Source organism: Pseudomonas sp. 1L-C-7-B-C1 (genome assembly GCF_057291635.1).
Map to the genome: position 1 here is coordinate 34,159 of NZ_JBXAWH010000002.1, position 23,992 is coordinate 58,150.

19 protein-coding genes and 1 pseudogene are annotated in these 23,992 nt (G+C 60.2%); 1 reads left to right on the forward strand and 19 read right to left on the reverse strand.

The window, feature by feature from the left end; genetic code table 11:
* Position 1: 1 nt before the first annotated feature.
* From AC0Z8Z_RS03325 to tssA, 16 genes are all read right to left on the reverse strand, one after another.
* Positions 2 to 1,024 (reverse strand): serine/threonine-protein kinase, encoded by a 1,023-nt coding sequence (locus AC0Z8Z_RS03325; protein ID WP_485617867.1) that lies wholly within the window; start codon positions 1,022 to 1,024, stop codon positions 2 to 4.
* The gene (locus AC0Z8Z_RS03330; RefSeq protein ID WP_485617869.1) at positions 1,021 to 1,749 is read right to left on the reverse strand and encodes a PP2C family protein-serine/threonine phosphatase; all 729 of its coding nucleotides are present in this window, start codon (positions 1,747 to 1,749) and stop codon (positions 1,021 to 1,023) included. Before AC0Z8Z_RS03330 ends, AC0Z8Z_RS03325 begins: the two co-directional genes overlap by 4 nt.
* Positions 1,749 to 5,273 (reverse strand): type VI secretion system membrane subunit TssM, encoded by a 3,525-nt coding sequence (gene tssM / locus AC0Z8Z_RS03335; RefSeq protein ID WP_485617871.1) that lies wholly within the window; start codon positions 5,271 to 5,273, stop codon positions 1,749 to 1,751. The genes AC0Z8Z_RS03330 and tssM overlap by 1 nt, the downstream gene beginning before the upstream one ends.
* 13 nt (positions 5,274 to 5,286) lie before the next feature.
* On the reverse strand, positions 5,287 to 6,168 hold the full coding sequence (gene icmH / locus AC0Z8Z_RS03340; RefSeq protein ID WP_485617873.1) for a type IVB secretion system protein IcmH/DotU: 882 nt from the start codon (positions 6,166 to 6,168) through the stop codon (positions 5,287 to 5,289).
* A gap of 5 nt (positions 6,169 to 6,173) precedes the next feature.
* Positions 6,174 to 7,505 carry a type VI secretion system baseplate subunit TssK gene (gene tssK, locus AC0Z8Z_RS03345; RefSeq protein ID WP_485617875.1) on the reverse strand — a complete coding sequence of 444 codons (1,332 nt, stop codon included), beginning with the start codon at positions 7,503 to 7,505 and terminating at the stop codon, positions 6,174 to 6,176.
* The gene (gene tssJ, locus AC0Z8Z_RS03350) at positions 7,502 to 8,008 is read right to left on the reverse strand and encodes a type VI secretion system lipoprotein TssJ (protein ID WP_172611813.1); all 507 of its coding nucleotides are present in this window, start codon (positions 8,006 to 8,008) and stop codon (positions 7,502 to 7,504) included. The genes tssK and tssJ overlap by 4 nt, the downstream gene beginning before the upstream one ends.
* Positions 8,009 to 8,013: 5 nt before the next feature.
* Positions 8,014 to 9,225, reverse strand: coding sequence for a type VI secretion system-associated FHA domain protein TagH (gene tagH / locus AC0Z8Z_RS03355; protein ID WP_485617876.1), 1,212 nt, complete (start codon positions 9,223 to 9,225; stop codon positions 8,014 to 8,016).
* 17 nt (positions 9,226 to 9,242) lie between these two features.
* A complete protein-coding gene (locus tag AC0Z8Z_RS03360; protein WP_485617877.1) occupies positions 9,243 to 9,383 on the reverse strand; it encodes a type VI secretion protein in 141 nt (46 codons plus the stop codon).
* A 78-nt stretch (positions 9,384 to 9,461) separates the two neighbouring features.
* Entirely contained in the window at positions 9,462 to 10,979 is a 1,518-nt protein-coding gene (locus AC0Z8Z_RS03365) for a sigma-54 interaction domain-containing protein (protein WP_485617879.1), read from the reverse strand.
* A 10-nt stretch (positions 10,980 to 10,989) separates the two neighbouring features.
* The gene (gene tssH, locus AC0Z8Z_RS03370) at positions 10,990 to 13,638 is read right to left on the reverse strand and encodes a type VI secretion system ATPase TssH (protein WP_485617880.1); all 2,649 of its coding nucleotides are present in this window, start codon (positions 13,636 to 13,638) and stop codon (positions 10,990 to 10,992) included.
* A complete protein-coding gene (gene tssG / locus AC0Z8Z_RS03375) occupies positions 13,638 to 14,657 on the reverse strand; it encodes a type VI secretion system baseplate subunit TssG (protein ID WP_485617882.1) in 1,020 nt (339 codons plus the stop codon). The genes tssH and tssG overlap by 1 nt, the downstream gene beginning before the upstream one ends.
* Positions 14,621 to 16,408: a type VI secretion system baseplate subunit TssF gene (gene tssF / locus AC0Z8Z_RS03380; protein WP_485617884.1), complete on the reverse strand. Its 1,788-nt coding sequence runs from the start codon at positions 16,406 to 16,408 to the stop codon at positions 14,621 to 14,623. The genes tssG and tssF overlap by 37 nt, the downstream gene beginning before the upstream one ends.
* A gap of 110 nt (positions 16,409 to 16,518) precedes the next feature.
* A complete protein-coding gene (gene tssE / locus AC0Z8Z_RS03385; protein WP_485617885.1) occupies positions 16,519 to 16,938 on the reverse strand; it encodes a type VI secretion system baseplate subunit TssE in 420 nt (139 codons plus the stop codon).
* A gap of 13 nt (positions 16,939 to 16,951) precedes the next feature.
* Positions 16,952 to 18,427, reverse strand: coding sequence for a type VI secretion system contractile sheath large subunit (gene tssC, locus AC0Z8Z_RS03390; protein WP_485617886.1), 1,476 nt, complete (start codon positions 18,425 to 18,427; stop codon positions 16,952 to 16,954).
* A gap of 26 nt (positions 18,428 to 18,453) precedes the next feature.
* The gene (gene tssB / locus AC0Z8Z_RS03395) at positions 18,454 to 18,957 is read right to left on the reverse strand and encodes a type VI secretion system contractile sheath small subunit (protein ID WP_172611804.1); all 504 of its coding nucleotides are present in this window, start codon (positions 18,955 to 18,957) and stop codon (positions 18,454 to 18,456) included.
* Positions 18,958 to 18,988: 31 nt separating this feature from the next.
* Complete coding sequence (gene tssA / locus AC0Z8Z_RS03400; RefSeq protein WP_485617888.1) at positions 18,989 to 20,551, reverse strand: type VI secretion system protein TssA; 1,563 nt, start codon at positions 20,549 to 20,551, stop codon at positions 18,989 to 18,991.
* Between the two features lie 666 nt (positions 20,552 to 21,217).
* Here tssA and AC0Z8Z_RS03405 point away from each other — a divergent pair.
* On the forward strand, positions 21,218 to 21,736 hold the full coding sequence (locus AC0Z8Z_RS03405; RefSeq protein WP_122534661.1) for an Hcp family type VI secretion system effector: 519 nt from the start codon (positions 21,218 to 21,220) through the stop codon (positions 21,734 to 21,736).
* A 734-nt stretch (positions 21,737 to 22,470) separates the two neighbouring features.
* Here AC0Z8Z_RS03405 and AC0Z8Z_RS03410 read toward each other — a convergent pair.
* The 3 genes and pseudogenes from AC0Z8Z_RS03410 to AC0Z8Z_RS03420 all read right to left on the reverse strand — a co-directional run.
* Positions 22,471 to 22,914: a hotdog fold thioesterase gene (locus tag AC0Z8Z_RS03410; protein WP_485617890.1), complete on the reverse strand. Its 444-nt coding sequence runs from the start codon at positions 22,912 to 22,914 to the stop codon at positions 22,471 to 22,473.
* Between the two features lie 76 nt (positions 22,915 to 22,990).
* Complete coding sequence (gene sixA, locus AC0Z8Z_RS03415; RefSeq protein ID WP_485617891.1) at positions 22,991 to 23,449, reverse strand: phosphohistidine phosphatase SixA; 459 nt, start codon at positions 23,447 to 23,449, stop codon at positions 22,991 to 22,993.
* A gap of 209 nt (positions 23,450 to 23,658) precedes the next feature.
* Positions 23,659 to 23,979, reverse strand: a pseudogene (locus tag AC0Z8Z_RS03420) (DUF4389 domain-containing protein); the annotation flags it as partial.
* Positions 23,980 to 23,992: the final 13 nt, after the last annotated feature.

Here is a 23,992-nt window from a genome sequence, read left to right on the forward strand (position 1 = left end):
CTCACCAGGGCTTGCGGATTTTCCCGCCCCACGGCCAGGACGATGGGGAGGCGAAGGCGTGACGCATTTGCCCGGCCGTTATCGCGCGTGCACCGGCGTCAAAAGCGAGCGCCGTTTGCAAGGCCGGCCAGCAAGGTTTAGGTAAACAGGCTGGCACCCGCAACCCGCAATCGAGATGCTCATCACGGGCCTGGGTCGAAGTCAGGTGGCGAAAGGGATGTTTGCCGCTTGCCAGTTCGTAGATCACACACGCCACGGCGTAGATGTCAGTGCGTGCCGTGAGCGAGTGATGTTCAAGCAGTTCCGGTGCGGCGTAACCCGGTGTCCAGGCGTTGAAACGCTCGCGGCTCAGGTGCGGCAGACCGCAGAGAACGCCCTCCTCGGCTTGGCCGAGCCCAAAGTCGAACAGCCGCACGCCCTCTTCACTGAGCATGATGTTGCTGGGTTTGATGTCACCGTGAACGACGCCGCGAGCGTGGGCGTATGCCAGGGCGTCCAACAGCGGCACAACGATCTCCCGCAGTTCTTTCCACGGCAGTCCCAGCGGCCGCTCGCAGAGCATTTTGTCCAGCGTCAGGCCTCGCATGAGTTCCATAGTGATGAAGGCCCGCTGGCATGAGATGTCGACGTGAAACCCATGCACACGCAGCACGTTGTCATGGCGCAGGTATCGGGTCAGGCAGAACTCGCTGTAGAGCACCGCGCTGGCGTCCGGCGACTCGGCGAAGTCTGGGTTGAGGACTTTGAGCGCGACGTAAGGATCGGGATCTCCGTATTGCTCGGCCAGCAGATCGCGCGCGCGGTAGACCGCGCCCATACCTCCGGCACCGAGCAGGCGCTCGATGCGATATCGATTTGCCAGAAGATCGGGCATTGCGCTCAGTCCGGCTGAAGTGAGCACCCGAGCCGGTTCAGGTTTTTCAGAGGGGGCGAAGGCGAAATAGGTGAGGTCGGCGGGCGGTTCATCGCGGGGAGAATCAATCACTGCCTGCCCGTCCGGATTCGAGTGCACGGGATCGGTCATCCGCGAATCACCACGGCAGTCAGATTATCCCGGGCGGCGCCGCGCAACGCGTTATCGAACAGACGCTTGAGCGCTGTTTCCGGCAGCGCGTGGTTCAACGCGTGGCCCAATGCATCACTGCTCAACCCTTGGTACAAACCGTCGCTGCACAGCAAGAAGGCATCGCCCGGAAACACCTCAAGTTCCAGCACCTCCAGCGTCAGTTGCGCGGCAGCGCCCACTGCGCGGGTCAAGGCGTGCGCGCCGGGATGCGCCTGGGCCTGTCGAGCGTTCATCTGTTTTTCGTCGATCAACTGCTGTTGCAGCGAGTGGTCCCGGGACAGCTGATACAAGCGCTGACCGCGCCACAAATAGCAGCGACTATCACCCGCCCAGACGCACGCCGCCCGGTTTTCCTCTGCCAGGAGCGCAACCACGGTGCTGCCGATGATGTTGTCGTGTCGGGCTGCGCTGACAGTCAGCTCCTGGCCCAATCGACGGTTCAGCCAGTGCAGGCACTGTCGAATGCCGATGAGCCGGTCATCGAAATCTTCATGGACGGGCAGCTCCGCCAGACTGGCGACGATCATCTGGCTGGCGATATCACCTCCCTGATGCCCGCCCATGCCATCGGCGACCACCCACAGTCCCTGCTCGGGACGCGCCAGAAACGCATCTTCGTTGCGTGTCCGGACCTTGCCGCTGTGGGTCCGCGCAGCGCTGCGCCAGGGGCCGGCGATCGCCATCACAGTTGTGCCGGCATGCGGAAGCTGCGCAGGACGGTCATGTCGAATGGGTTTGGCGAGCGCTGACTGGTCAACAGGTAGCTGGCCCGCAGCCCGCCGACATCGGCCTTCAGCACCAGCACGTCGCGACCGGTCAGCTCTTCCCGCTGCAGCGAATCCAGCAAACGGAACAGCGACCACGGCCCTGTGCTTTCTTCGATGCCCAAAGGTCGGCCAACCATTCTGTCGAGCACCAGACTTGTTCGACCGGACTCGGCGTCCGTGGGCCACTTGAAGGACACCGGGACGATCGGGCCATGCCGATATTCAAGGGTTTTGTCACCCAGCTTGAATTCGGAACGACTGACCGACGGGTCCAGGGTGTGAGGCTCGAGCTTGAACTGCACTTGAGGCTCGCCCGGATTGTCCGCGAAAAACCCCTGCCGGATGACCCGGGCCGCATTCATCTGCTCGAGGTACGCCCGGGAGATCGGCAGGCTTTGCCCGTCGATACTGCGCAGACGATGACTGCCCTTCTCGCCACCCACGAACGGTCGCAGGAATCCGTCGAAGAAGCGGTCGGCAACACCCTGAACCTTGAAGAACTCGCGAAAATCACTGAGCGCGACATCGCTGGCACTGTCGGCTTTGAACGGGTAGCGCTTGCTGATCGCCCTGGCGTAAAAACCGTACACCTCACTCTGGTAGTGCTGGTTCACGTGCTGATAGGCGTCGCGAAGCACCAGCCGCCATGCGTCCTCGGCCAGGGTGTTGAACCACGCGCTTACCGGAGGCGGCAGGCGAGAGGATGCACCGCGCACACTGCTCAAGGCATCACGCTGGCCGCCCATGCGTGACTTGGCCATGTCAAATGCCGCCTGCTCGGGGGAACTGGCTCGACCGAGGCTGGCCATCTGCATTTGCAGCTCGTTGAGTGCGGCCAGAACGGGGGTCAGATCCGCGGCCGGGCCGTCCTTGTCGTCAAGCAGGCGGTGCAATGGATCGAAACGGTTCTGCAGTGATTTGCGTGCGGTAACCGGTACCGATGCACTCAGCGCTTCAGAGGCTTTACCGGATGCGGCGATTGTCAGTTTGGCCGCCTTCGCGCCCGTTTCCGCGAGCTGCGCGGTGGTATCGACAGCGTTTGTCAGCGCAACAACAGGCGTTAAACGGGTGTTCTCTCGAACCTCCCTAAGCAGGTTGATTACTGGAGAATGAGCCGACGTCAGGCTGGCCAGCTGTTCCGCACTGTCGGCAAAATCGAAAGGCCCGGGCAGCTCGACCGCGCTGACCGCTTCCCCCCAGTAATCGGCGTAATCGCGAAAATAGAGCTGTTCCAGTTCGACCATCAGACGCCGCATGTCCATGTCGCTGAGGTCGGTGCCTTCGCCCAGTACCCAATTGTCCCGCAGGATATCGGTCACCACCCGGGAGCCTTGCACCGAGAAATACTGCTCGTAGCCGTGTCGGGTGTAGAACCCCGGTATCACATAATCGGCACCGACGAACAGCCCCGCCTTCGGGCCGAGGTGCTGGTCAAAACTGTAGTCCGGCAAGGCATCCGCCTGCTCACGCAGCATCCGGTAGATGACGTTCGCCAGGGACTCACCGCGCAGCACCTGCCGTGCCTGTTCCACGCGTTGATCATTGAGGCCGTGGACGAAGGGCAGCTTCAGTAATCGTTCGAAGTGGCTGTTCAGACCGTTTTGCGCGGCGACGTTGCCGGGGTACAGCTCAGACCAGTCAGTGGCGACCCGCTCCTTGAGCCAGGCCGCATCGCGCCGGTCTTTCAAGCCCAGCATCAAATAGGCCCGCAGGCTTTTGAGCAAACCTTCGCGATTCTCCAGGTTGGCGGCAATCTGTCCCTCCAGCACCATCGCCACCTGGGGCAAGAGCAGCCGTTCCAGCTCCCGCTCGTAGGCAGTCTCGACGACTGGACTGACCACCTCACCTTGATAAAGGCCACCACGCACCTGGTAACCAACGCCCCCTTTGTCGGGGAAGACCTGGGTCGCCGCATAGCGGGTATCCAAAGCGTTCAGCGTTGCGAGCAGGTCATTCGGGGCCGTGTTCGCCGACCGTTGCTCGGCCCGAATTCGGGCAAGCGCACTCACACTGTCGAGCCTTTCATAGTTGCCGGAAAAACTCACGGCCCAGAGCGTGCCGAACAACGCCAGCGACGCCAGCGCTCCCACATACAACGCGCGCTGTGCCCAATGGATACGGCGGCGCTCGCGCATGTCCAGGCCTGCAAGGTCCGCCTCCGGAAAGATGACTCTGCTGAGCAGGTGGTTGATGAATCGGGATCGCCCGCTGCCCAATGTCGGCCGCGTATCTGTGCTGATACCCGGCCCCATACCCTTGCCGACAACGGACCTGTGCATGTCCTGATCAAGGTGCGCTGCGCTGGTGAGGTAGAAGCCCCGCAGCTGGCTGGCCGACTGATAGCGATTGCCTGTGAACGCCAGTTCTACGAACACGCATACGCGCTCGCCGATGCGACTGAGTTGATGAGGGAAATCCAGAATGCTGCCACGGCGCGAAGCATCACGCTCTTGATGAATGCGAGTGATGACCTGACTGTTCAACCGAACCAACAGTTCGGCGAACTCGTTGCGCAGTACGTCGGCATCGGTGCCGCTCTGGCCTTTCCGGAAACTGGTACCGAGGACCTGATCGCTTTCCTCACGGGTCAGTTGATCGAAAAACGCGTCGAAGCCCGCAAGGCTGTCGGCCTTGCTCAGCACCAGATAGACCGGCACCTCCAGGTGCAGCTTTTGACGCAGCTCCTGCAAACGCGCACGCACCTGTCCGGCGAGGGTCTCGAGTTCGGGGTCACTGGCGTGGAGCAGCGTGTCGACCGGGAGGGTGACGAGTACACCGTTCAGAGGACGTTTGCGGCGATATTTGCCCAGCAGGCCCAGCAACGTGCACCAGGCGCTGCGGTCGATGTCGGCGCTCGGCTGGGTCAGGTACCGCCCCGCGGTGTCGACGAGTACAGCGTTGTTGGCAAAATACCAATCGCAGTGGCGAGTGCCCCGGGTGTCTCGGGTGAGCTTGCGCTCGACGCTGTTCAGCGGAAACTCGAGCCCTGAAAAGTCCAGCAGGCTGGTCTTGCCGCTGCCTTCGGGCCCGATCAGCAGGTACCACGGCAGCTCGGTGCGCCAGTGCTCACTGCGGCCGCGATACAGGCTCGAGGTCTTCAGCGTTTTCAGCGCGTCCTTGAAACGCGTCGTCAGTTCAGCCTGCTCCTCATCGATCTGATCATCGCGCAGGATGCGTGCCTGACCCTCTTCACTGCCCTCGACTGCCTTCCTGCGCTCCCCGGCGCGCCAGCTGACATAGACCATCGCAAGGCCCCAGAGCAGGAACAGCGAACTGATGGTCAACAGCCGAGAGGTTGAACCCTCCCAGAACTTTCGGTCGTCAACCGCCAGGGCCGGCCCGAAGAACCAGATCATCAGCGCCACGAGCAATACCAACAGCAGCGTCCACACCCACGTCTGACGCAAAAGCGCGCCGGTTTTCTTGAAAAGATTTTTCATCACACGTCTCTGTTTACGGCTGGGGCTGCGCTCGGGGGTGAACGACAGACTGATCAGACGGCTGATAGGGCTGCAGAACGGCATTGCGGTGCTCACCCAGCACCCAGGCGAAGCCCGAATACATCACAACCAGACAGACCAGGGTGAAGCCCACCACCATCCAGGTGGGCACGATGCGAACAAGGCTGCGGCGCTGATTGCTCAGGCCTTCCCAATGGGGTGACAGCTCGCGAGGCGCATCACCCCGCAGCTGGCGAATTTGCCGGTAAACCGCGTCGCGAATGTTTTCGAGTTCCTGCACCCCGCGGGTCTGCACCCGGTAGCGGCCCTCGAACCCCAGAGACAGGCATAGGTACATCAGCTCCAGCATCGGCAGGTGCTTGACCGGGTTTTTCGAGAGCCGATCCAGCAGCTGAAAGAATTTCTCACCACCGAAGGTTTCCTGGTGAAACCGGCTCAGCAGGCTCATCTGCGACCACTCGCTTTCATTGCCCCAGCCGCTTGTTACCACGGCCTCATCCAGCGCAGTACAGAGCACATAGCGGGCGCCCGCGACCTGACTGCTCTCGGCGCCATTGTGCAGCGCGCGCGCTTCAAAGGTTTTCAGCACGTGCGCCAGATGCCCATGGAGCGCGCTCATGTCCTGGGGGATATCACCGCTCTTGAGCCGGACCACTTCGGACAGCAACTCCGATGCAGCTGCCACCAGCGGGTTCATGCCGACATTGAACGTCTGCGCCGGTTGCAGGCGCGCGGCGTAGACCATGCGTTCTTCCAGCTGCTCGAAGCGCGGCGGCGGCGTGGAATCCGTCATCGGCCTGGACGCCGGGCCATGGCCGTGCCGGCTGACCAGGACGGTTTTGTCGTCCTGGCGATAGTCGTTATTTTTGATCATGGCGGTCAGTTCCTGATGGCCCAGAAATTGAGCTCGAGCTCGGCGAACTCACCGGACACGTGGAACGCGAAACCGCCGGAACGCTCGAGCTGCTCCAGGTCCTCGGAGCTGAGTTCGAGGAGGAAGTAAGTTTTTTTCGAATGGAACGCAATCTGCCGCGGCGCCACCGGTAACGGGGTGAGTTTGATTCCGGGCAGGTGCAGGTTCACCAACTGGCGGATTCGCTCCACCGGTGCAACCTTGAAATGCGCGGGCAGACGATGGCGCAGTTCCTCAGCGTCGCAATGGGCACTCGCCGCCAATACAAAAGAGGCCGAACCCAGCAGCGTGCGATCGTGCAGCGGCGAGACAGTGATGCCGTATTGGCGCGGCTGCAGCACCAGCTCAATGGCGTGTTGTTCCAGCACCATCGACAGCATGTGCCGAAGCGCTTCCATCACCTTGCGAAAGCACTCCCCTTGATTGCTGTGCCGATAGCGGCTGTCCAGCCGCGGGCGCTTGCTGTCACTCGAGAAGGTCGCCAGATCGGCCAGCAGCGTCAGCAGCGCGCGGTAGAGTTCTTCCGGATGCACATGCTCGAGGCCGAGGTAGTGACGCAGCAGCAATTCGGCACGATTGATCAGCTGAAGCATCATGAAATCCCCCACTTCCGCGCCGGCTACCGTGCCACTCGAGCGAATACGCTCCGCAATGCTGTCGCCCCTGTGACTGAGCATGCTGATGACTTCCTTCAAGCACGACAGCAGATAACTGGAAGCGTGGGACTGCAGGTAGGTGGGTATGAAATCCCGAGCGAGGCTGACCACGCCGTCAGGGCTGGTGTCGAGCACCTCGCAGATTTTCAGCTTCACGTACGCGTGATCGCTCTGCTGTTCGCCCAGCAGCAATCTGAAATCCGGACGACCGCAGCTGACCTGACACGCTGCGTCATCGCCCGCGTTTGAATCGGCGACTTGCGCTTCATAGGCGGTGTAACGGGCCAGCACGTCGGACTGCTCCGGTCGCCGCGCCTCCACGAGATTGCCAGTGACCAACGGCAACGCCAGGTAGACAGGCATGTTGCAGGTATTGGGCGGTACGTCGAGCGCCAACGACTCCGTATTGCCGATCAGTTCGAACAGGCTGCCGTCCGGGAAGATGCCGGTAGCATGGCTGATCACCAGTTTGCCCATGTTGAGAAACTGCAGGTCGATCTCCAGCGTAAGGAATCCCCAGGCGTAGCCACCCATTAACCGAGTGCGCATTTTCAGCTGGTGGTCGTAATAGCGGTCGTTGTGTTGGAAATGCTGAGGGCGCAGCAACATGCCCTCCTGCCAGATGACTTTATGGGCGTTCATGGCTGGTCAACCGCCTCGGCGAGCTCTTGGCGTGAGGGGTGAATGCCGCTGTCGTCAAGGGTCAGGTCCACTTCGGTAGCGGTTTGCGGCGCGAGGTAAAGCGTGGAGCGCCACGAGCTTTGTGACAGGTCGCGGTACGCTGCGACCACGCCGACGTAGCGACTGCCCTTCTGCACACTGAGCTTGAGCTCGACTGTTTCGCCCGGACGCAGCTCAAGCTCCTCGGTGGCGACCATGTCCGGGGCCAGGGACTCTTTGGCCCGTTCATACAGGCTGAAAAAGTCAGCATTCTCGAAGGCTACCGCATGCTTGAGTTCGTACAGCCGCACCACGATCGGTGACGGACGGCCATTCAGATCGGGATTCAGCTGATCACTGGCCGTGAGCCTGAGATTGAGTTTGGTCAGGTGTGAAAACGGCGAAAACGTCGAACAACCTGCCAGCATCAGCAGGGCCATCAACGCAGTCAGCGTGTGTGGAAATACAGTTGAGCGGCGAAACATGGGCTTCATCCCCGGTGATCCGTGTGGAGGGTGGAAATCAGACGAATTTGCTCTTCATAGGCGTGGGCGAAGTCTCGCGCCAGCAGGCGCTCGCTCCAGTCATTGTCCTGACGCAACGCCTGGTGATAACGGCCAAATGCTCTCCAGCGACTGCCGGAGGTTGCGAGCAGTGGCGGGTTGTCGCGCTCGAACCGCAGAGTGAGTTGCTCCGGAGAAAAATGCTCCAGCGTCGCGCGAATGGCTGCGCGACTGGCGGCCAGCAGGGCCACCTGGTGCACCTGCACGTCATGGAATGCTCGAGTGACCGCGACCTCAGCCGGTAACTGCCCGGGCTTGCCAGGTCGCAACAACGCCGACAGCGCTTCGCCGGCATCGACAGCTGATTTCAGCGGGTTGCGCTGAGCGCCCGGCACGCTGGTCTGGGAAAGTCGCAATTCATTTTTCAGCTCGCTCCGCGTGTGCAGGTTTTGCTGGAGCCCGCCGACACACTGCCTGAGTAAACGACCGGCATTGAGCGCCAGCGCTTCTCGGGCATCCTGGTCAAGCTCATCGAATTCGATGCCCAGCGCTTCGGCAAACCGGGTCCAGAAATCATCGTCCTGGTGCTCGACTTCAAACGCTGCGGGCGTGGGTGCAGCAGGCGCCGCGGGTTGTGCTGCTGGATCTGCAACCAGCTCGGGTACGCGCAGGCTGTCCATCTCCACCCGGGCATAGTCAGCGCGTTGTTGGCCGTCCTTGATGACGGCACCTGGCGAAATCAGCTCGTCGATGTCCGAGTGGACGCGCTCCTGCTGGTCGAGCGCAGTCAGCGGGTCGAGGTCCAGAAACGAGTCGTCCGGGATGATGCTGCCGGCCGCCTGCGCACGGCCCACGACACCGTCAACGCAGGCCGGGTCCCCCATGAGTCGCGCACGCAGGTCGAAATCGCCCAGTACATACCGGCTACCGTGCTCAATGCGCACGGCCTGGCCCTTGGGCAGCCGCGCCCCGCTCTCCCCACTCAGTACGCCGTTGCTGCTGGTGTCGGTGAGAAAATAGCCGCCATCGCAGTAGCTGATCGTGACGTGGTGGTGGGACACGTGCCGATTGTGGTCGGGAATGACCCAATCACAGTCGGCGCCACGTCCGATCACGCCACCCGCCTGCCTGAAGGTCTTCTGGCACAGGTCCGCCGGCACGAATTGCCGGGCACTCTGCATTTCAAAAACCAGTTCCATGGTGATGCTCCTTACGGTCAGTTACCGCGGTTGACCGCCTGCGGATCACCCAGAGGGCGATAGGTGTTGTCGTTGAACGTGTAATTGCCGCTGCAACCCGACAGGCCACAGAGAAGAACAAGGGTCAGCAGAACGGCTTGCCGGTGACGAGCAAACATCAGGGGATCTCCAGAAGTGAGCGCAAGGCTCCGACAGTGGGCGCTATGGAAAGCGAGCAGGGAACCGGGCGGTTTGTCTTACGCATTGACGTCACCCAGATTGATGTTGAGGCGTCCAAGGCGGTACAGCAGCGTGCGCCTGGGCAGGCCAAGCTCACGCGCCGACAGGCTCTGATTGCCTTGGTTTTTGCGCAGGCAGTCGAGCAGCAAGGCGCGCTCGACCTGCTCAAGGCGTTCGCGCAGGTCCAGGCGGGCTCGTTTAGGCACAACGTCCGCGCGCAGGGTGAAATGCTCGGCAAGCAATTCGCCGTCTTCACACAGCAGAACGGCGCGCTCGACCAGCCCCTTGAGCTCGCGCACGTTGCCGGGAAAGGCATAACCGGACAAATGATCGAGTGCTGCGTCGGACCAGCACAGAGCGTCCCGTTGTAGAAATGCGCAGGCCCTGTCGGCAAAATGACGGGCCAGATCAACGATGTCATCGCCGCGCTGGCGCAGGGCGGGCAGCTCGATAGGGAATTGCGAAAGACGGTAGTAGAGGTCCTCGCGAAACGTGCCCTCACTGACCATTGCTGCCAAATCCCGGTGGGTTGCTGCCAGAATGCGCACGTCTATTTTGTGCGTGTCGTTGGAACCCAGTGGACGGATCTCTCCCTCCTGGAGTACGCGCAGAAGCTTGGCCTGCAGCGACATCGGCATGTCGCCGACTTCATCGAGCAAGAGGGTGCCTCCGTTGGCTGCGTCGAAGAGTCCGGCGCGATTGCGCAGAGCCCCCGTGAATGCCCCCTTGCAATAGCCGAACAACTCGCTTTCCAGCAGGCTTTCGGGCAGTGCCGCGCAGTTCTGCACGATAAAGGGCTGGGAGCGGCGCGGACCATAGTCATGGATGGCACGGGCCACCACTTCCTTGCCGGTGCCCGTCTCCCCGCGCAGCAGTACGGTGTAGGGGCTGTGCAGGACTTTGCTGATCATCGAACAGGTCTGACGCATTGGCGCGCTTTTGCCGATCAATCCGTAGGCGCTGATGCTTGGCACGCTGACGCGCACCGGATGCGAATCATCGACGCGTCGTCTCAAGCGGTGGAGCAGGTGCAGTTGACTCAGCACGAACGCGCCCAGTCGGCCAAGGGAGTCGGCAAAGGCCTGTAGCTCAAGGTGTCGACTGCTTGCGCAAACGAGCAAGCCTTCGACCGTCTTTTGCTCGTTGACGATGGGTACACACAGCAGCGACTGCCAGGGCGCCGCCCTGGTCGGCAGGAAGCTGGTTTCGTGGAGGCTGCCTGGCAAATCGGCAATGCACACAATGCGGTTCTGGCACAACGCAAACTGCAGCAGTTGATCGCCGTTGTAATCGGCTGGGAGGCTGTGTGCCCCACGGGGTTGCACGCTGCCCTCAAGACACTCGGCCGTCATGCCCAAACTCGTGTGTGTCGCGTCGAGCAGATAAAGCTGGGTCAGCTCGCACCCGCTCAACTCGGCAAGTCCGACCACAAGGCCGCCCAGCAGTGCAGCATCGTCTGCAGCACGTGCGAGGCGAGTGAACTGCTCCAGCAACACTTCGGCATAGGCCAGCGGCTGTGGCACCTGTCGGAACATGGCACCCATCTCAGGCAAACTCGCAGGTCACGGCGCCGCCATGATCAAGCGTTGCGTGCACCGATGTGAGACGTTGGCCTGCGGCCATGGCGTCGAGCAGCCGGTCAGCCACCTGCGGCAGAACGTGAAGCTCCAGCAAGTGGTCGATCAGACGTGCGCCGCTGTCGCCCTGGCTGCAGCGTTCAAACAGTTCATCGACCAGCGCCTCGGAAAAGGTGAACGCCAACTGACGGCGGTTCAAACGCTCACCGAGACCCTTCAGTTTGATCTCGATCAGCTGGCGCAACACAGACCCGCTCACCGGGTAGTACGGGACGACGCGCATCCGTGCGAGCAGCGCCGGTTTGAAATGTCGCGCGAGAACCGGATGGAGATGCTCCTCAAGCACCTGCGCAGAGGGACGCGCGCCGTCGGCGCAGAGGTGGCTGATGAGGTCGCTTCCAAGGTTCGAGGTCATCAGGATCAGCGTGTTGCGGAAGTTGATCTCCCGCCCTTCCCCATCGTTGGCCACGCCCTTGTCGAAGATTTGATAGAACAGGTTCAGAACGTCCGGGTCAGCCTTTTCGACTTCGTCGAGCAGGACCACGGAATACGGCCTCTGCCGCACCGCTTCGGTGAGCATGCCGCCCTCGCCATAACCGACATAACCCGGTGGCGCGCCAATCAGACGCGAGACGGTGTGCTTCTCTTGAAACTCGGACATGTTAATGGTGGTGATGAACCGCTGGCCGCCGTACAGCAAGTCGGCGAGGGCCAGCGCTGTCTCGGTCTTGCCGACCCCGCTCGGTCCGACCAACAGGAATACGCCGACCGGTGCGTCAGTTTTGTTCAGGCCGGCAGCAGTCGCGCGCATTGAACGATCAAGGGCGTGAACAGCCGGCTCCTGACCCCGGATGCGGGCGCGCAGGTCAGTGGCAAAGCTGGCGACCCTGGCGTTGTGTTCTCGCGCCAATTGCGCAAAGGGCACGCCGGTCCAGGCGCTGATCACTTCGGCAACAAGCCGAGGGCACACTTCAAAGCTCACCAGCCGCTCTGTGGCCTGCGCCTGAGTCAAAGCGCGGTGAGTCTCGTTGAGCTCGACTTGCAGGTCTTCGATACTTTGCGCTTGATCGATGGACCGGTTGTCGATCGCAGCACCTTCGGTACCTTCCGCAACGGTAACGTTCTGTTCACCTTTTGCCCGATCACGCGCTAGCGCCAGTCGCTGACGCAGATCGAGCAGTCGCTTGGCCAACCCTTTCTGTTCGGACCAGAGAGATTCGAGAGCACGGCTTTCTTCGTCCGCAGCGCGCAGACGGTCTTCCAGCGCATCCAGTGCGGGCAGATCAATGGGCAAACCGGCTTCTGCGTCGCGTCGCAACGCATGACGCTGACGGCTGCCTTTAGCCCGTTCGCTGCGCAGACGCTCAAGACTTCGCGGCGCGGCAGCGAGGCTGATGCGAACGCGGGCGCACGCCGTGTCGAGCACATCAACGGCTTTGTCCGGCAACTGCCGGCCAGCCAGATAGCGAGCAGACAACTCGGCGGCGGCCACCACTGCATCGTCACGCAAATAGATGCCGTGGCTTCGCTCGTAGACCTGCGCGAGGCCACGGAGAATAGTCACCGCTTCATCAACGGTCGGTTCGAGCAGCTGCACTGGCTGAAAGCGACGGGCGAGCGCCGGGTCTTTTTCAAAATACTTTTTGTACTCGGACCAGGTGGTCGCAGCAATGGTGCGCAGTTCACCGCGCGCCAGTGCCGGCTTGAGCAGATTGGCTGCATCGGAACCACCCGCCTCACCCCCGGCCCCGATCAGGGTGTGGGCCTCGTCGATGAACAAAATGATCGGCTTGGGCGACGCTTTGACCTCGTCGATCACTCCCTTGAGGCGACGCTCAAACTCCCCTTTGACGCTGGCGCCGGCCTGCAGCAGGCCCATGTCCAGCGACAGCAGCTCAACGCCCTTTATTGCATGGGGCACTTCACCGGCGGCAATGCGCGACGCCAGCCCCTCAACGATCGCCGTCTTACCAACGCCGGCCTCACCCACGACAATCGGGTTGTTTTTCCGCCGTCGAGCGAGAATATCCACCATTTGCCGAATGGCCTCGTCACGGCACAGCACCGGATCGAGTTTGCCGTCTCGCGCTTGTTGGGTGAGGTTATGGGTGAAGCGCGCCAGCAATGACTCGCCGGCCGCACCGGGCTTCGTCCTGTCGGAATGCTCCCGCTGCGACAAGGCGAAAGCTTTCAGTCGCTCCGTATTCAGGCGGGCCAGCAGTGCCTGATACCGGCTGCCTGCGTAACGCATGGGGTTGCGCAACAGCGCGAGCACTAACGCACCCTGCTCAACCTGGGTCTGGCCCAATTCGAGGTTGGACACCAGCAGAGCGTCCTGCAACCACTGCACCAGTTCCGGTGCGAATACCGGGTTGCGTGACGCGCTGTTTTCCACCCGCATCTGCAGCGCCGCGCGGAATTCACCCGCGTCCACATCGGCATCCTGCAGCGCTCGAGAAAGCAGGCCCTGCGGGCGCTCCAGCAAGCCCAGCAAAAGATCTTCGACAAGGACCTTGCTACCGCCGCGTCCCACACAGTGTTCAGCGGCGTGCTCCAGGTCGCGACGGCTTTCGGCGTCGAGGGCCTGAATAAGTTGTTGCAGGTTGACGTTACTCATTATCCGGCTGTCCTTAGTGATTTGCTGGCCAGGGTTACCACGCCGTCCGCGCGTTCGCGGCCCAGCCAACTGGTCCATCCCAGGCGACACGCGTTCTGCTCGGCCAGGCGCAGTTCGCGAATTTCGTCCTGACGCAGCGCCAGGCGAACGTCGTAAGCAAGCGGGTCACGCAGCGTGAATCGCACCAATGCGCACAGCGGCTGGTAACCCGCGCCAATCGGCAGGAACTCGTGAAAACGCTGCCAGGCAAGCTCTCGAATGTGAATGCGGAACTTGCCACTGCGGTCGCGAACGTGTTCGCCAAGCACCAGGTCCTCGCCTAGCTGGCTGTTGGCTTGGCCAAGACTGTTGCGCTGCTCTTCGAGAATTTCCACGCGACGCTCCATGCATTGCTCGATCGTCAGTTCTGCGTGTTTGAAGTAGTAACGCAGCACCGCCTCGATCAGCGCTGCCGAATGCGCGCGCAAGCTGAGCAAACCGAGGTACGGCAGCAGTCGCTTCCAGTTCAGCTCTCGTGCACTTCGAATGTCCTCGCTGCCCAGTCCGATCAACGCGAACAACTGCGACGAAAACGGATCGATCGCGCCGCTTTCAAAGCGCGCGCGGTAGCGATATTTTTTCCAGATCGGCAGCATCAGCCGATGCAGGCGATGGTGAAACAGATCGAGAAACTGGCGAGTAGGATTGCCCGACTCGCTGTCACCCAGGGCTTGCTCGCTGTAGAACGCCGGCAAGGGTGATCCAGACCCGACAAGCCCCAGCAGGTTGAAGCGCAGGCGTGCACGCATCAGCCCGGATTCTTCAAAAAACTCCACACGGTCCACATCACTGCCTGGGAAGCCCAGGCTCGGGTTGGCCTGAAATTCCAGCTGGTCGTACAAGTCGTCATCGTTCAGATGCGGCTGTGCAGCGCGCAGTCGCTCGATGACCAGCAAAACGGCCTGAAACAGCGAGTATTCGCGTATACCTTGGGTCAGCCCGCTCAAAGCAGGGGCTGCAGGCCCATACGGGGTGTCCATTGGTACACCTCTCCCTGTGTGCTTTTTACGCGCAGTTCGTGATACGAATTGAGGCTGGCGTAAAGCGCGAAAAACTCGTTGAGAACAGAGGCGAACACGAACACATCGCCCTCCCCGATATAGCCCTGCGGATCGATGGTCAGTTCGGTGCGCAACCCGCGTACCGGCAACCCTCTGTGCAGCCGGTCGACATGCTGATGCCGGATCGACTTGAGTCCGCCCAGCAGGCGCTCACTGACCTTTGCGGCGTGCGGGTCGTAATAGCGCGGCAGGTCGTATGTTTCGAGGATCACCTTCAACGCGTTGACGTCGGCGAGGGACAGGTAGTTGAGCGACATGTTGCTGATCAACTTCCAGAGGAAGTCCTGATTCAGGGGCGGCGCATAACACGGTGTGGCCGGGGTGATGTTGCGGAAGGTCAGAAATTCCGGCGTCTGTTCGCAGGCAATGCAGATGTCACCCAACTTGAGCTTGCGCGGCAAATTCTGGTTGGTGCACATCATCTCGATCGACAGCGTTTCTGATGCTTCAGTGGGACGGATGCCAAAGCTCAGGTAGGTGTCGAGGCCATCGTGAAGCGATGACGAACGCTGGCGAATGCTGTAATGCGGTTGGCGGTCAGGCACATCGAAACTAGGGTCATGTTCGAACGATTCGAACGGCACGTACGTCTCGTAACCCAAGCCGCCGGGCTTCCAGCCGATCACGGATTCGACCGAAAACACGCCGCAGTTTTCCGGGGCGTAGAGCGCCGGCATCAGCAGGTACTCATCCTGTTTGCCCTCAAGGCGGATAGGCGTGGCATCGTGATTGAACAGGTTCACGATCGGCGTGCAATGCAGCTTCACGTTTTCCAGCGTGGGACGCAGACGCTGGACGTCGCTTTTGCGAATGTCGAAACGCAATTCAAGGCCGCGCACTTGCTTGAGCGTGTCTTCTGGCAATGCGGCAAGCAGGTCGAGGCCGGTCACGTCGACGAACAGGAACTTGTCCTGAAAGGCGAAGTACTCCTGCAAATAGCGATAACCGCGGAAGGTATTCAGCGGATATGGAATCAACGCTTCGTCCTCGGCAAAACCCACGGGCAGGATACGATCGCCAGGCATTCTGAACGCCATGGGCGTGCCGTTGACGCCGTGCAGGGGGTTGCCGTCCGAGTCCAGCGGTACCAGCTCGACACACTCCAGATTCCGCAGCAGGCTTAGATAGAGCATCTGGCTTATGTAGCGCTCGCCAGCAAAATGCAGCCGCAACCGGCTCAACTCCAACTCGCCAAAATGGCCTTCGCCATTCACTTCCAGACGCAAGCTCAACAGCGAGCCGTCCCCCTTGACCGAATACGTCAGCGCAACCAGACCCAGCGCCTGGAGGTCGGTTGGATAGCAGGTACGGAAGCGACACTGCACGCCATCGATCGGCACACTGTCCACCGGCGTATTGCGCTCGACCCTCAGCGCAGGCGCGGCCAGCTTCAACGGGTCAAACTGGAGAATGCTGAAGGCGGGCAGCGGTTGCATGTAGTTGGGCCAGAGAAGCTGCATCAGCGAATGAGTGAGCTCAGGCAGCTCGTCATCGAGTTTCTGGCGCAGGCGTCCGGTCAGAAAGGCAAAACCTTCCAGCAACCGCTCCACGTCCGGATCCCGACCGGCCTGCCCCAGAAAAGGCGCCAATGCCGGGCTACGCTCGGCGAATCGACGACCTAACTGGCGAAGTGCGGTGAGTTCGCTTTGGTAGTAGTGATTAAAGGACATGGTTTTACCTTCGAGCGGAGCTGTTTGATTCAAGAGTGCGCGTTGCGGAAAACTGCCTGCTGGCGCCTTATGACGTCAGGTGCAACCACGAGCGGCGGGTTTTCCCGACATCAGGCTTTCCTGTGATTGACCTGTACCTGACCGCCACCCTCCACGCGTGCGGCGAAAGTGACCTGACGCTTGAAGCCCTGAACCTGCAGCAGCCCTTCGATACGGAAGGCGAGCCGAAGCTGATCGCCGTCATGGCGAAGTGCGGTGACCTGGACACGACTCAGGCGTGGCTCGTAGGTTTCGATGAAGACTTCAATGGCGAGCCGCGCCTTCGTTAAAGCGTCATGAAGGCTCAAGCTCATGTCATTGAGATCCGGCAGCCCGTAGTCGCAAAGCGTCTGAACACTGCCCGCCCGCGTACTGAGCATCTTGGCCAGATGGGCGGCCACCGAAGCCGTGGCAGAGTCTTCGGGGCTCCAGCCGACGCGCTTGCCTGCGTCGCCACCCAGGCGTTCGAAAAGGGTGCCGTATCCAGTCATGGGTTGTATCCCTTCACTCTTTGTCCAGCTTGCCCACCAGCGACAGGGTGAAATCGGCGCCCATGTACTTGAAGTGCGGGCGCACGTTCAGGCTGACGCGGTACCAGCCGGGCTCGCCCTCCACATCACTGACGATGATCTGCGCGGCACGCAGCGGACGACGACCACGGACTTCCGCGCTCGGATTTTCCTGGTCGGCTACGTACTGGCGAATCCACTTGTTCAATTCCAGTTCGAGGTCGGTGCGTTCTTTCCACGAACCCAGCTGCTCGCGTTGCAGGACTTTCAAATAGTGAGCAAGACGGTTAACGATCATCATGTACGGCAGCTGTGTGCCGAGCTTGTAGTTCAGCTCCGCCGCCTTGCCTTCCGCGCTCGTGCCAAAAAACTTCGGCTTTTGTACCGAGCTGGCGGAGAAGAACGCCGCATTGTCTGAGCCCTTGCGCATAGTCAGCGAGATGAACCCCTCCTCCGCCAACTCGTATTCACGACGATCGCTCACCAATACTTCGGTAGGGATCTTGGTTTCGATTTCACCCATGCTCTCGAAGTGGTGCAGAGGCAGGTCTTCGACCGCGCCACCGCTCTGCGGGCCGATGATGTTCGGGCACCAGCGGAACTTGGCGAAGCTGTCGGTCAGCTTGGTACCGAAAGCGTACGCCGTGTTGCCCCACAGATAGTGCTCATGGCTGGTGGCAACGGTTTCCTTGTAGACGAACGACTTGACCGGGTTCTCTTCCGGGTCGTACGGACTGCGCAGCAGGAAACGCGGCACCGTCAGACCAACGTAACGGGCGTCTTCCGACTGGCGGAAACTCTGCCATTTGGCGAACTGCGGGCCTTCGAAGTGATCCTTCAGATCTTTCAGGTCTGGCAGGCCCGTGAAGCTTTCCAGGCCAAAGAACCTGGGGCCAGCAGCGGCAATGAACGGCGCATGAGACATGCAGGCAACGCTGGAGACGTACTGCATCAGCTTCACGTCTGGCGAGCTCGGGGACATGAAGTAGTTGGCGATGATCGCCCCTACCGGCTGCCCACCGAACTGACCGTACTCGGCGGTGTAGATATGTTTGTAGAGCCCGGCCTGCATGACTTCGGGTGAATCTTCGAAATCTTCCAGCAAGTCCTCTTTGGATACGTTGAGGATTTCGATCTTGATGTTCTCGCGGAAGTCGGTCCGTTCTACCAGCAACTGCAGTCCACGCCAGGACGACTCCAGAGACTGGAAGGCCGGGTGGTGCAGAATCTCATCCATCTGGCGGCCGAGCTTGGCGTCGATCTCGGCAATCATGCGGTCAACCATTGCCTTCTTGACCGGCTCACCCGCGTTTTGCGGTTTGAGCAGCTCTTCGATAAACGCCGACACGCCGCGCTTGGCGATGCCATAGGCATCCTCATCTCGAGGCAGACGGGTTTCGGCGATGATGCTGTCGAGAATGCTGAGCTCGCCGGACGCTCTGCTCTGCTGCTGCGATGGTGTCGTACTCATGATATTGGCTCCTTGGCGGGATGGACTCAGGTGTCCTGGGCGGCGGCATTCAAACCGAGCTCGCCGAGCACGCGACCGCGGGACTCGTCATCGGCGAGGACACTTTCGATGGCTTTGCGAAAAGCGGGCGCGTTACCCAACGGTCCTTTAAGCGCCACCAGGGCGTCGCGCAGTTCCATGAGTTTTTTCAGTTCGGGTACCTGATCCACCAGCGAGGCGGGATTGAAGTCCTTCATCGATTTGACGTGCAGTTGCACCGCCAACTCTTCATTGCCTTCACCCTCTTGCAGACGGTTCGGCACGCTCAGCGTGAGGCTCAGATCCTGCTTGGCCAGCACCTCGTCAAACGTCATCTTGTCGATGCTGATGGGCTTGCGCTCTTCGACTTTTCGCTCGTCTTTACGCAGGGTGTAATCACCGATGGCGAGCAGCTTCAGCGGCAGCTCGATCTCTTCCTGCGCACCACCCGTCGCGGGCTTAAAGGTGACATTGATGCGTTCTTTGGGCGCTACCGATCCTTCTTTGGCCATGGCCGTTCTCCTGTTATTAAGGCTCTGAGGCCTATTCAAGTAAGACTTCGAGGTCGAGGTGGCACAGCCTGCGATACACCTCTTCCTTGCGCTGCCGGGCTCCGTGACCCTGAGGCAGCAACTCGAAACAGCTGTGCAAGAGATGCAATACTTCCAGCGCAAGCTCAGGCTCCCAGGCATCGATGCCTGAGTCCTGCAGGGTTTGGTCGAGGGTTTCGAGTTGGGTCTTGGCGAGTTCGTATTTCCTGGCGGTGAAGCACAGCCGGGCAAGAGCTAACTGCCAAAAAAATCGTGCGCGACCGCCTTGGGCGCTGTGCATGCCTTGCTTGAGAAATTGCACCCCCGCTCTGAGGCCATCCTTGCGCAACACCGACGACGCGTTTTCCAGGGCAAACTCCCAGACAGGTTGCGTGTCAGCCATTTCTACTTTGCGGGGCGCGCTGGCGGCCTGCAGGCGAGGCATGACGCTAGCGGTGATCCAGGCCCGGGTTGCCTGATCCGCAAAAGGCGCGCCGTCGTGAAAACGCAGTTCGATGACACCCGGTAATCGTTGAATCAACTGAGCAAAGTGAAGTTCAACCTCTCGCATTGCTGTCTCAGCGCTCATCCCTTGCAGGCACTCCCAGACCATTCGCTGGCCATCGAACCAGAACGGCGCCTTTGCCAGGCTCGCCTCCAGCTCAAGGAGCAAATCGGCGTAGCTGCCCTGATCAAATTTGTCCTGATAGCCTTTGAGCTTGTCTGCGGGAAGTCCACGAAGCGCAGTGATTTGGTCTGAGTTGCGCTCTGGCAGCGTCTCGATTGGTAACCAAAGCATTGTGCGATTGAGGCGCAACGCGCGCAGGTCGCAAGGTTTCTGACTGAGCCACCAGGCACACAACACACGCGCGCGCTCCTGCTGGAGACGCAGGGACTTATGGGCGTCTCTCTCATCGCTGATCACTGCCGATGGGGCGAATAACTGGGAAGCAGCCTGCTTGACCTGCTGTACAGCCGCGCCAACGGCCCCTGCCCCGGCGTTTGGCAGGTTGTCGGTCGCCCGCTGGGCCATGTTCTTCAAGCGGCGGGAGATCGGCAGGAGCAAGGGCGCGTCATCGCCCATGTGCTGTGTAAATACCGCATCAAGGTCTTCAAGAATTTCAACGAGGCGACTGAATAGCGGTGATTGCTCATCGACCGAAACGTTATCGTTGAGCACCTGCTCAATACGGGGAATCAGCCAACCCATGGCTGCGGAACGCGTGCGGGCTTTGGCGGGATGAACTTCGGCCCAATGATGCACGCAAAGATGGTGAAGAAGTTCAAGTCCTGCCAACAGCCCATGAAACGACTCACGCTGATACAAGGCCCAGGCAAGCCATGCCCCAACGCGTAGATCTTTGGACAGGTTGCGGAGCAGGTTTTCACATTGATCGCGCACTTTTAGCCAGTCGAGCTGACCTTGTACATGCATGGATTGAGCTTTATTCAGCTCGCTCTCCAGCGCTTCGTATTCATTTGAAAATCGAACGTCTTCGCCCGCAAAGCTCCCGACGGAAATAGGGGCGTGAGCGACTTCAAGATAATGAGCGGAAAGCTGGCTTGAATAGGACATGCATAATCTTCGATATAAAACCCCGTCAATGCAGCGAATAAAGCTGCTGATGTAACGGAATTATTTTAGAAACTGCTGCCGGGTTGATATGTAACAAAACGTCTACCCTTCTGAGGCCGCAGATAATACTCAGCGTGTTTATCACTATCAAGCCATCCATGAACGCGATAATTCCATATGCTCCGTAGGAAATTTCCACAAACTTCACAGTTATCGTTGAGTTCCAGCGATCCGGTTTCCTGATCACTAACGTGTAAAGCTAGATATAAGAGTAGTCAAAGAGAGTTCCACGCTGCCACACACAGCACCTAACGAAGGCCGCTGAACTTCAAAAGGTCTTGGCGCGACAGCAATTGCGGAATAGCACCCAGCCATTATGCGCAATAAGTTGCGCACTCTCGATCTCATGAAACGGCAAATAATGCGCCCCCAGCCTTGTCGGACGGGCCTTTGCTGCGAGTGCGCAAGAAGTTGCGCACTACTGCGCAACTTCTTGCGCACATTACAGCTACTAGCCTGGCTTCATGACGATCTGATCATTGAATTTTATTGCAACCATCTGATTTATATAGGGTTTCCGGACTTGGCACGAAGTTTGGAATACCTCATGCACCCAAAGCGAATACGCTCTCGGGTATTTCTATTTATGAGGCAAGGAGCATCTCCATGGCGACACCAGCATATATGTCCATCACGGGCACCAAGCAGGGTCTGATCACCGCAGGCGCCTTTACGGCTGACTCGGTCGGCAACACTTACCAGGAAGGTCACGAAGACCAGGTCATGGTGCAAGGGTTCCAGCATGAGATGATCATTCCCCGCGACCCGCAATCCGGCCAGCCAACCGGTCAGCGTGTGCACAAGCCGGTCAAGATTACCAAGGTGTTCGACAAGTCTTCACCCCTGTTACTGGCAGCTTTGACATCGGGCGAACGTTTGACCGAAATTACCATCCAGTGGTATCGCACTTCCGCAGCGGGCACACAGGAGCATTACTACACCACCAAACTTGAAGACGCGATTATCGTCGACATCAAAGACTACATGCATAACTGCCAAGACCCGTCGAACTCGCACTTCACTCATCTGGAAGACGTAGAGTTCACCTATCGTAAAATCACCTGGACCCATGAAGTGTGTGGCACATCGGGCTCCGATGACTGGCGCTCTCCGGTTGCTGGCTAACTTCAGCTGACATCCTCAGGACCTTGGCCGACCCTGCCGGCCGAGGTCTTGACCATAAAGGCCAACTTAACTTTCTGACGTTTGTCTCAAGGTGATGAACTCCATCACACGGCAGTAAGGATGGATGATCGAGCCGGCCAATCCGGCTAAAGGCGACCAAAGTGCCTGCTCCCTATCTGGCCCCTTCTACGTCGGGTCCCCTCACTCGACGACGCTCCGTGGGCCCAAGTCGCGACTGTCGTCGTCCGAATTTTTTATGTACGAATATCAAGAGGCACAGCAACAGCATTCGCGGGCAAGCTCGCGCCCATAGGGAGGGGTCCGATCAGCAAAACTGTCGGCGCCTTGGCTGACCTCTTCCCGGCTAAAGCCGGTCCCACTAAAAAGCACACCGCGTGCCGTCAGTGGGACCGGCTTCAGCCGGGAAGCTTTTGATCTTGATCTTCATACACATAACGCCCAGACGACGCCATTCGCGACTTGGGTGCAGGCTGAACGCAGGTTTTGCGGAGTGGGCCGAGCCGCAGTGATGCGGCGAGAGCGCCGTCAGGACATGGATGTCCGTTCGGCGCGGGCCCACGGAGCAAGACCGGAGTGAAGGAACCCGACGAAGTCGGGCCCAACCAGGAGCAGGCACCCTTGGCTGCTCTTTAAAACAGAGAGGGGGGTGCTTTTCCAAGTAACTCGCCGAAGGCGAAACAGTCTGCCCCTAGGCAGACGCTCTTGATCTTCGCTCAACGACCGGGCGGCTGCTCCCCAAGAGGCACCACCGCCACCGTCAACCGGGAAATACAACACGCCTTGCCATCTTCCGTCGTCAGCCGGATATCCCAGACATGGGTCGTACGCCCGATGTGCACCGGGTGCGCCACCGCTGTCACCCGCCCACTGCGCACCCCGCGCAAATGGTTCGCGTTGACCTCGATCCCCACACAGAAGAACCGGTCAGTATCGATCACCAGATAGCTGGCCGTAGAACCCACCGTCTCCGCCAGCACCACCGAGGCGCCGCCATGCAACAAACCATAGGGCTGATGAGTGCGCTCATCCACCGCCATACTCGCCGTCAGCGACTGATCGTCGACAGCTTCAAACCGAATATCCAGCACCTCACCGATGGTGTTCTTCTGCTTCGCATTAAGCGCATCAAGGTCTGGAGGGCTACGCCATACACTCATGGTTCTTCCTTGTTATTTGAGGGTTTGCACTGCATCTCACACCACAGCGGGGAACGCAGTAACGCTCGCCGCTTAATCATTCAACGTGCCGAACATCCACCAGTTGCATCGCGCCAGCAACGGGCAGATCTGCCTCAAGATAAGCAAGACTGGCGGTGTGCATCGGTTGCGCTTGCTGCAAAGAGCCATGCACCGCCAGCCCGATCAACGTGCCCACCAAAGGTTGATGACTGACCAGCAAGACATTCTCTGCACTGTACGCATCAAGCTGCTCCAGTACCCTGTGCGGATTGCCGTCCGGCGTCAGCCACGGCACGGTCACGAGGGCATCGGTGCACCCGAGGGCCTGACGGACCAGTTCGGCGGTCTGCTGGGCACGCACATACGGGCTGGCGATGATCCGCTGCAACGGCTGACCCATGAGATGAGCGGCACTGCGCAAGACCTCTTCGCGACCCTTGGCGGTCAGCTCGCGCTCTGCGTCCGTACGCGCCTGAGGTTTCGCCTCGCCGTGGCGCAGAATCCAGACCTTCACGGTTTCGGCTCCTCACCCGGCGTGGACGGCGGCGTAACCGGCGCAGAGGGCGGTACGTCGGCAACCCCGTGCGACGTGTCGGCAACCACCGACGGCCCTTCGAAGACCGGTGATGTGGTTTCGGAAACCGGTGGCGTCGCAGCAGGTACCGGCTGCGGGGTAACAGGCGCCGGTGGCGGCGTGGCTACAGCGGATTGCGGAGCAGAAGGCGCCGGTTCCGGCTTATCAACCACAACATGCGGCGCCTCGCCCTCCGGTGCACGCGGCGTTGGCCAATCGGCAAAAGGCCATGGCTTCTGATCGGTGTGGAAGGTGCCAAAGCGGCCGATCTGCGCCAGGTACTGACTCAGGCTGTCACCGAACGACATCACGCTGAGGCTCGGCGCGCCGTTGAACAGGCGGTAAACCAGCTGCACCAGGACCGCCACGCCCAGCACGACCTCCGCCACCTGCCAGACCAGCACAAACAGCACCATCCATAGGATGCGCAGCAGGATTGGTTCGTGTTGCTTGAGTTTTGATTCGTTCAAGAGCTTCTCCGTG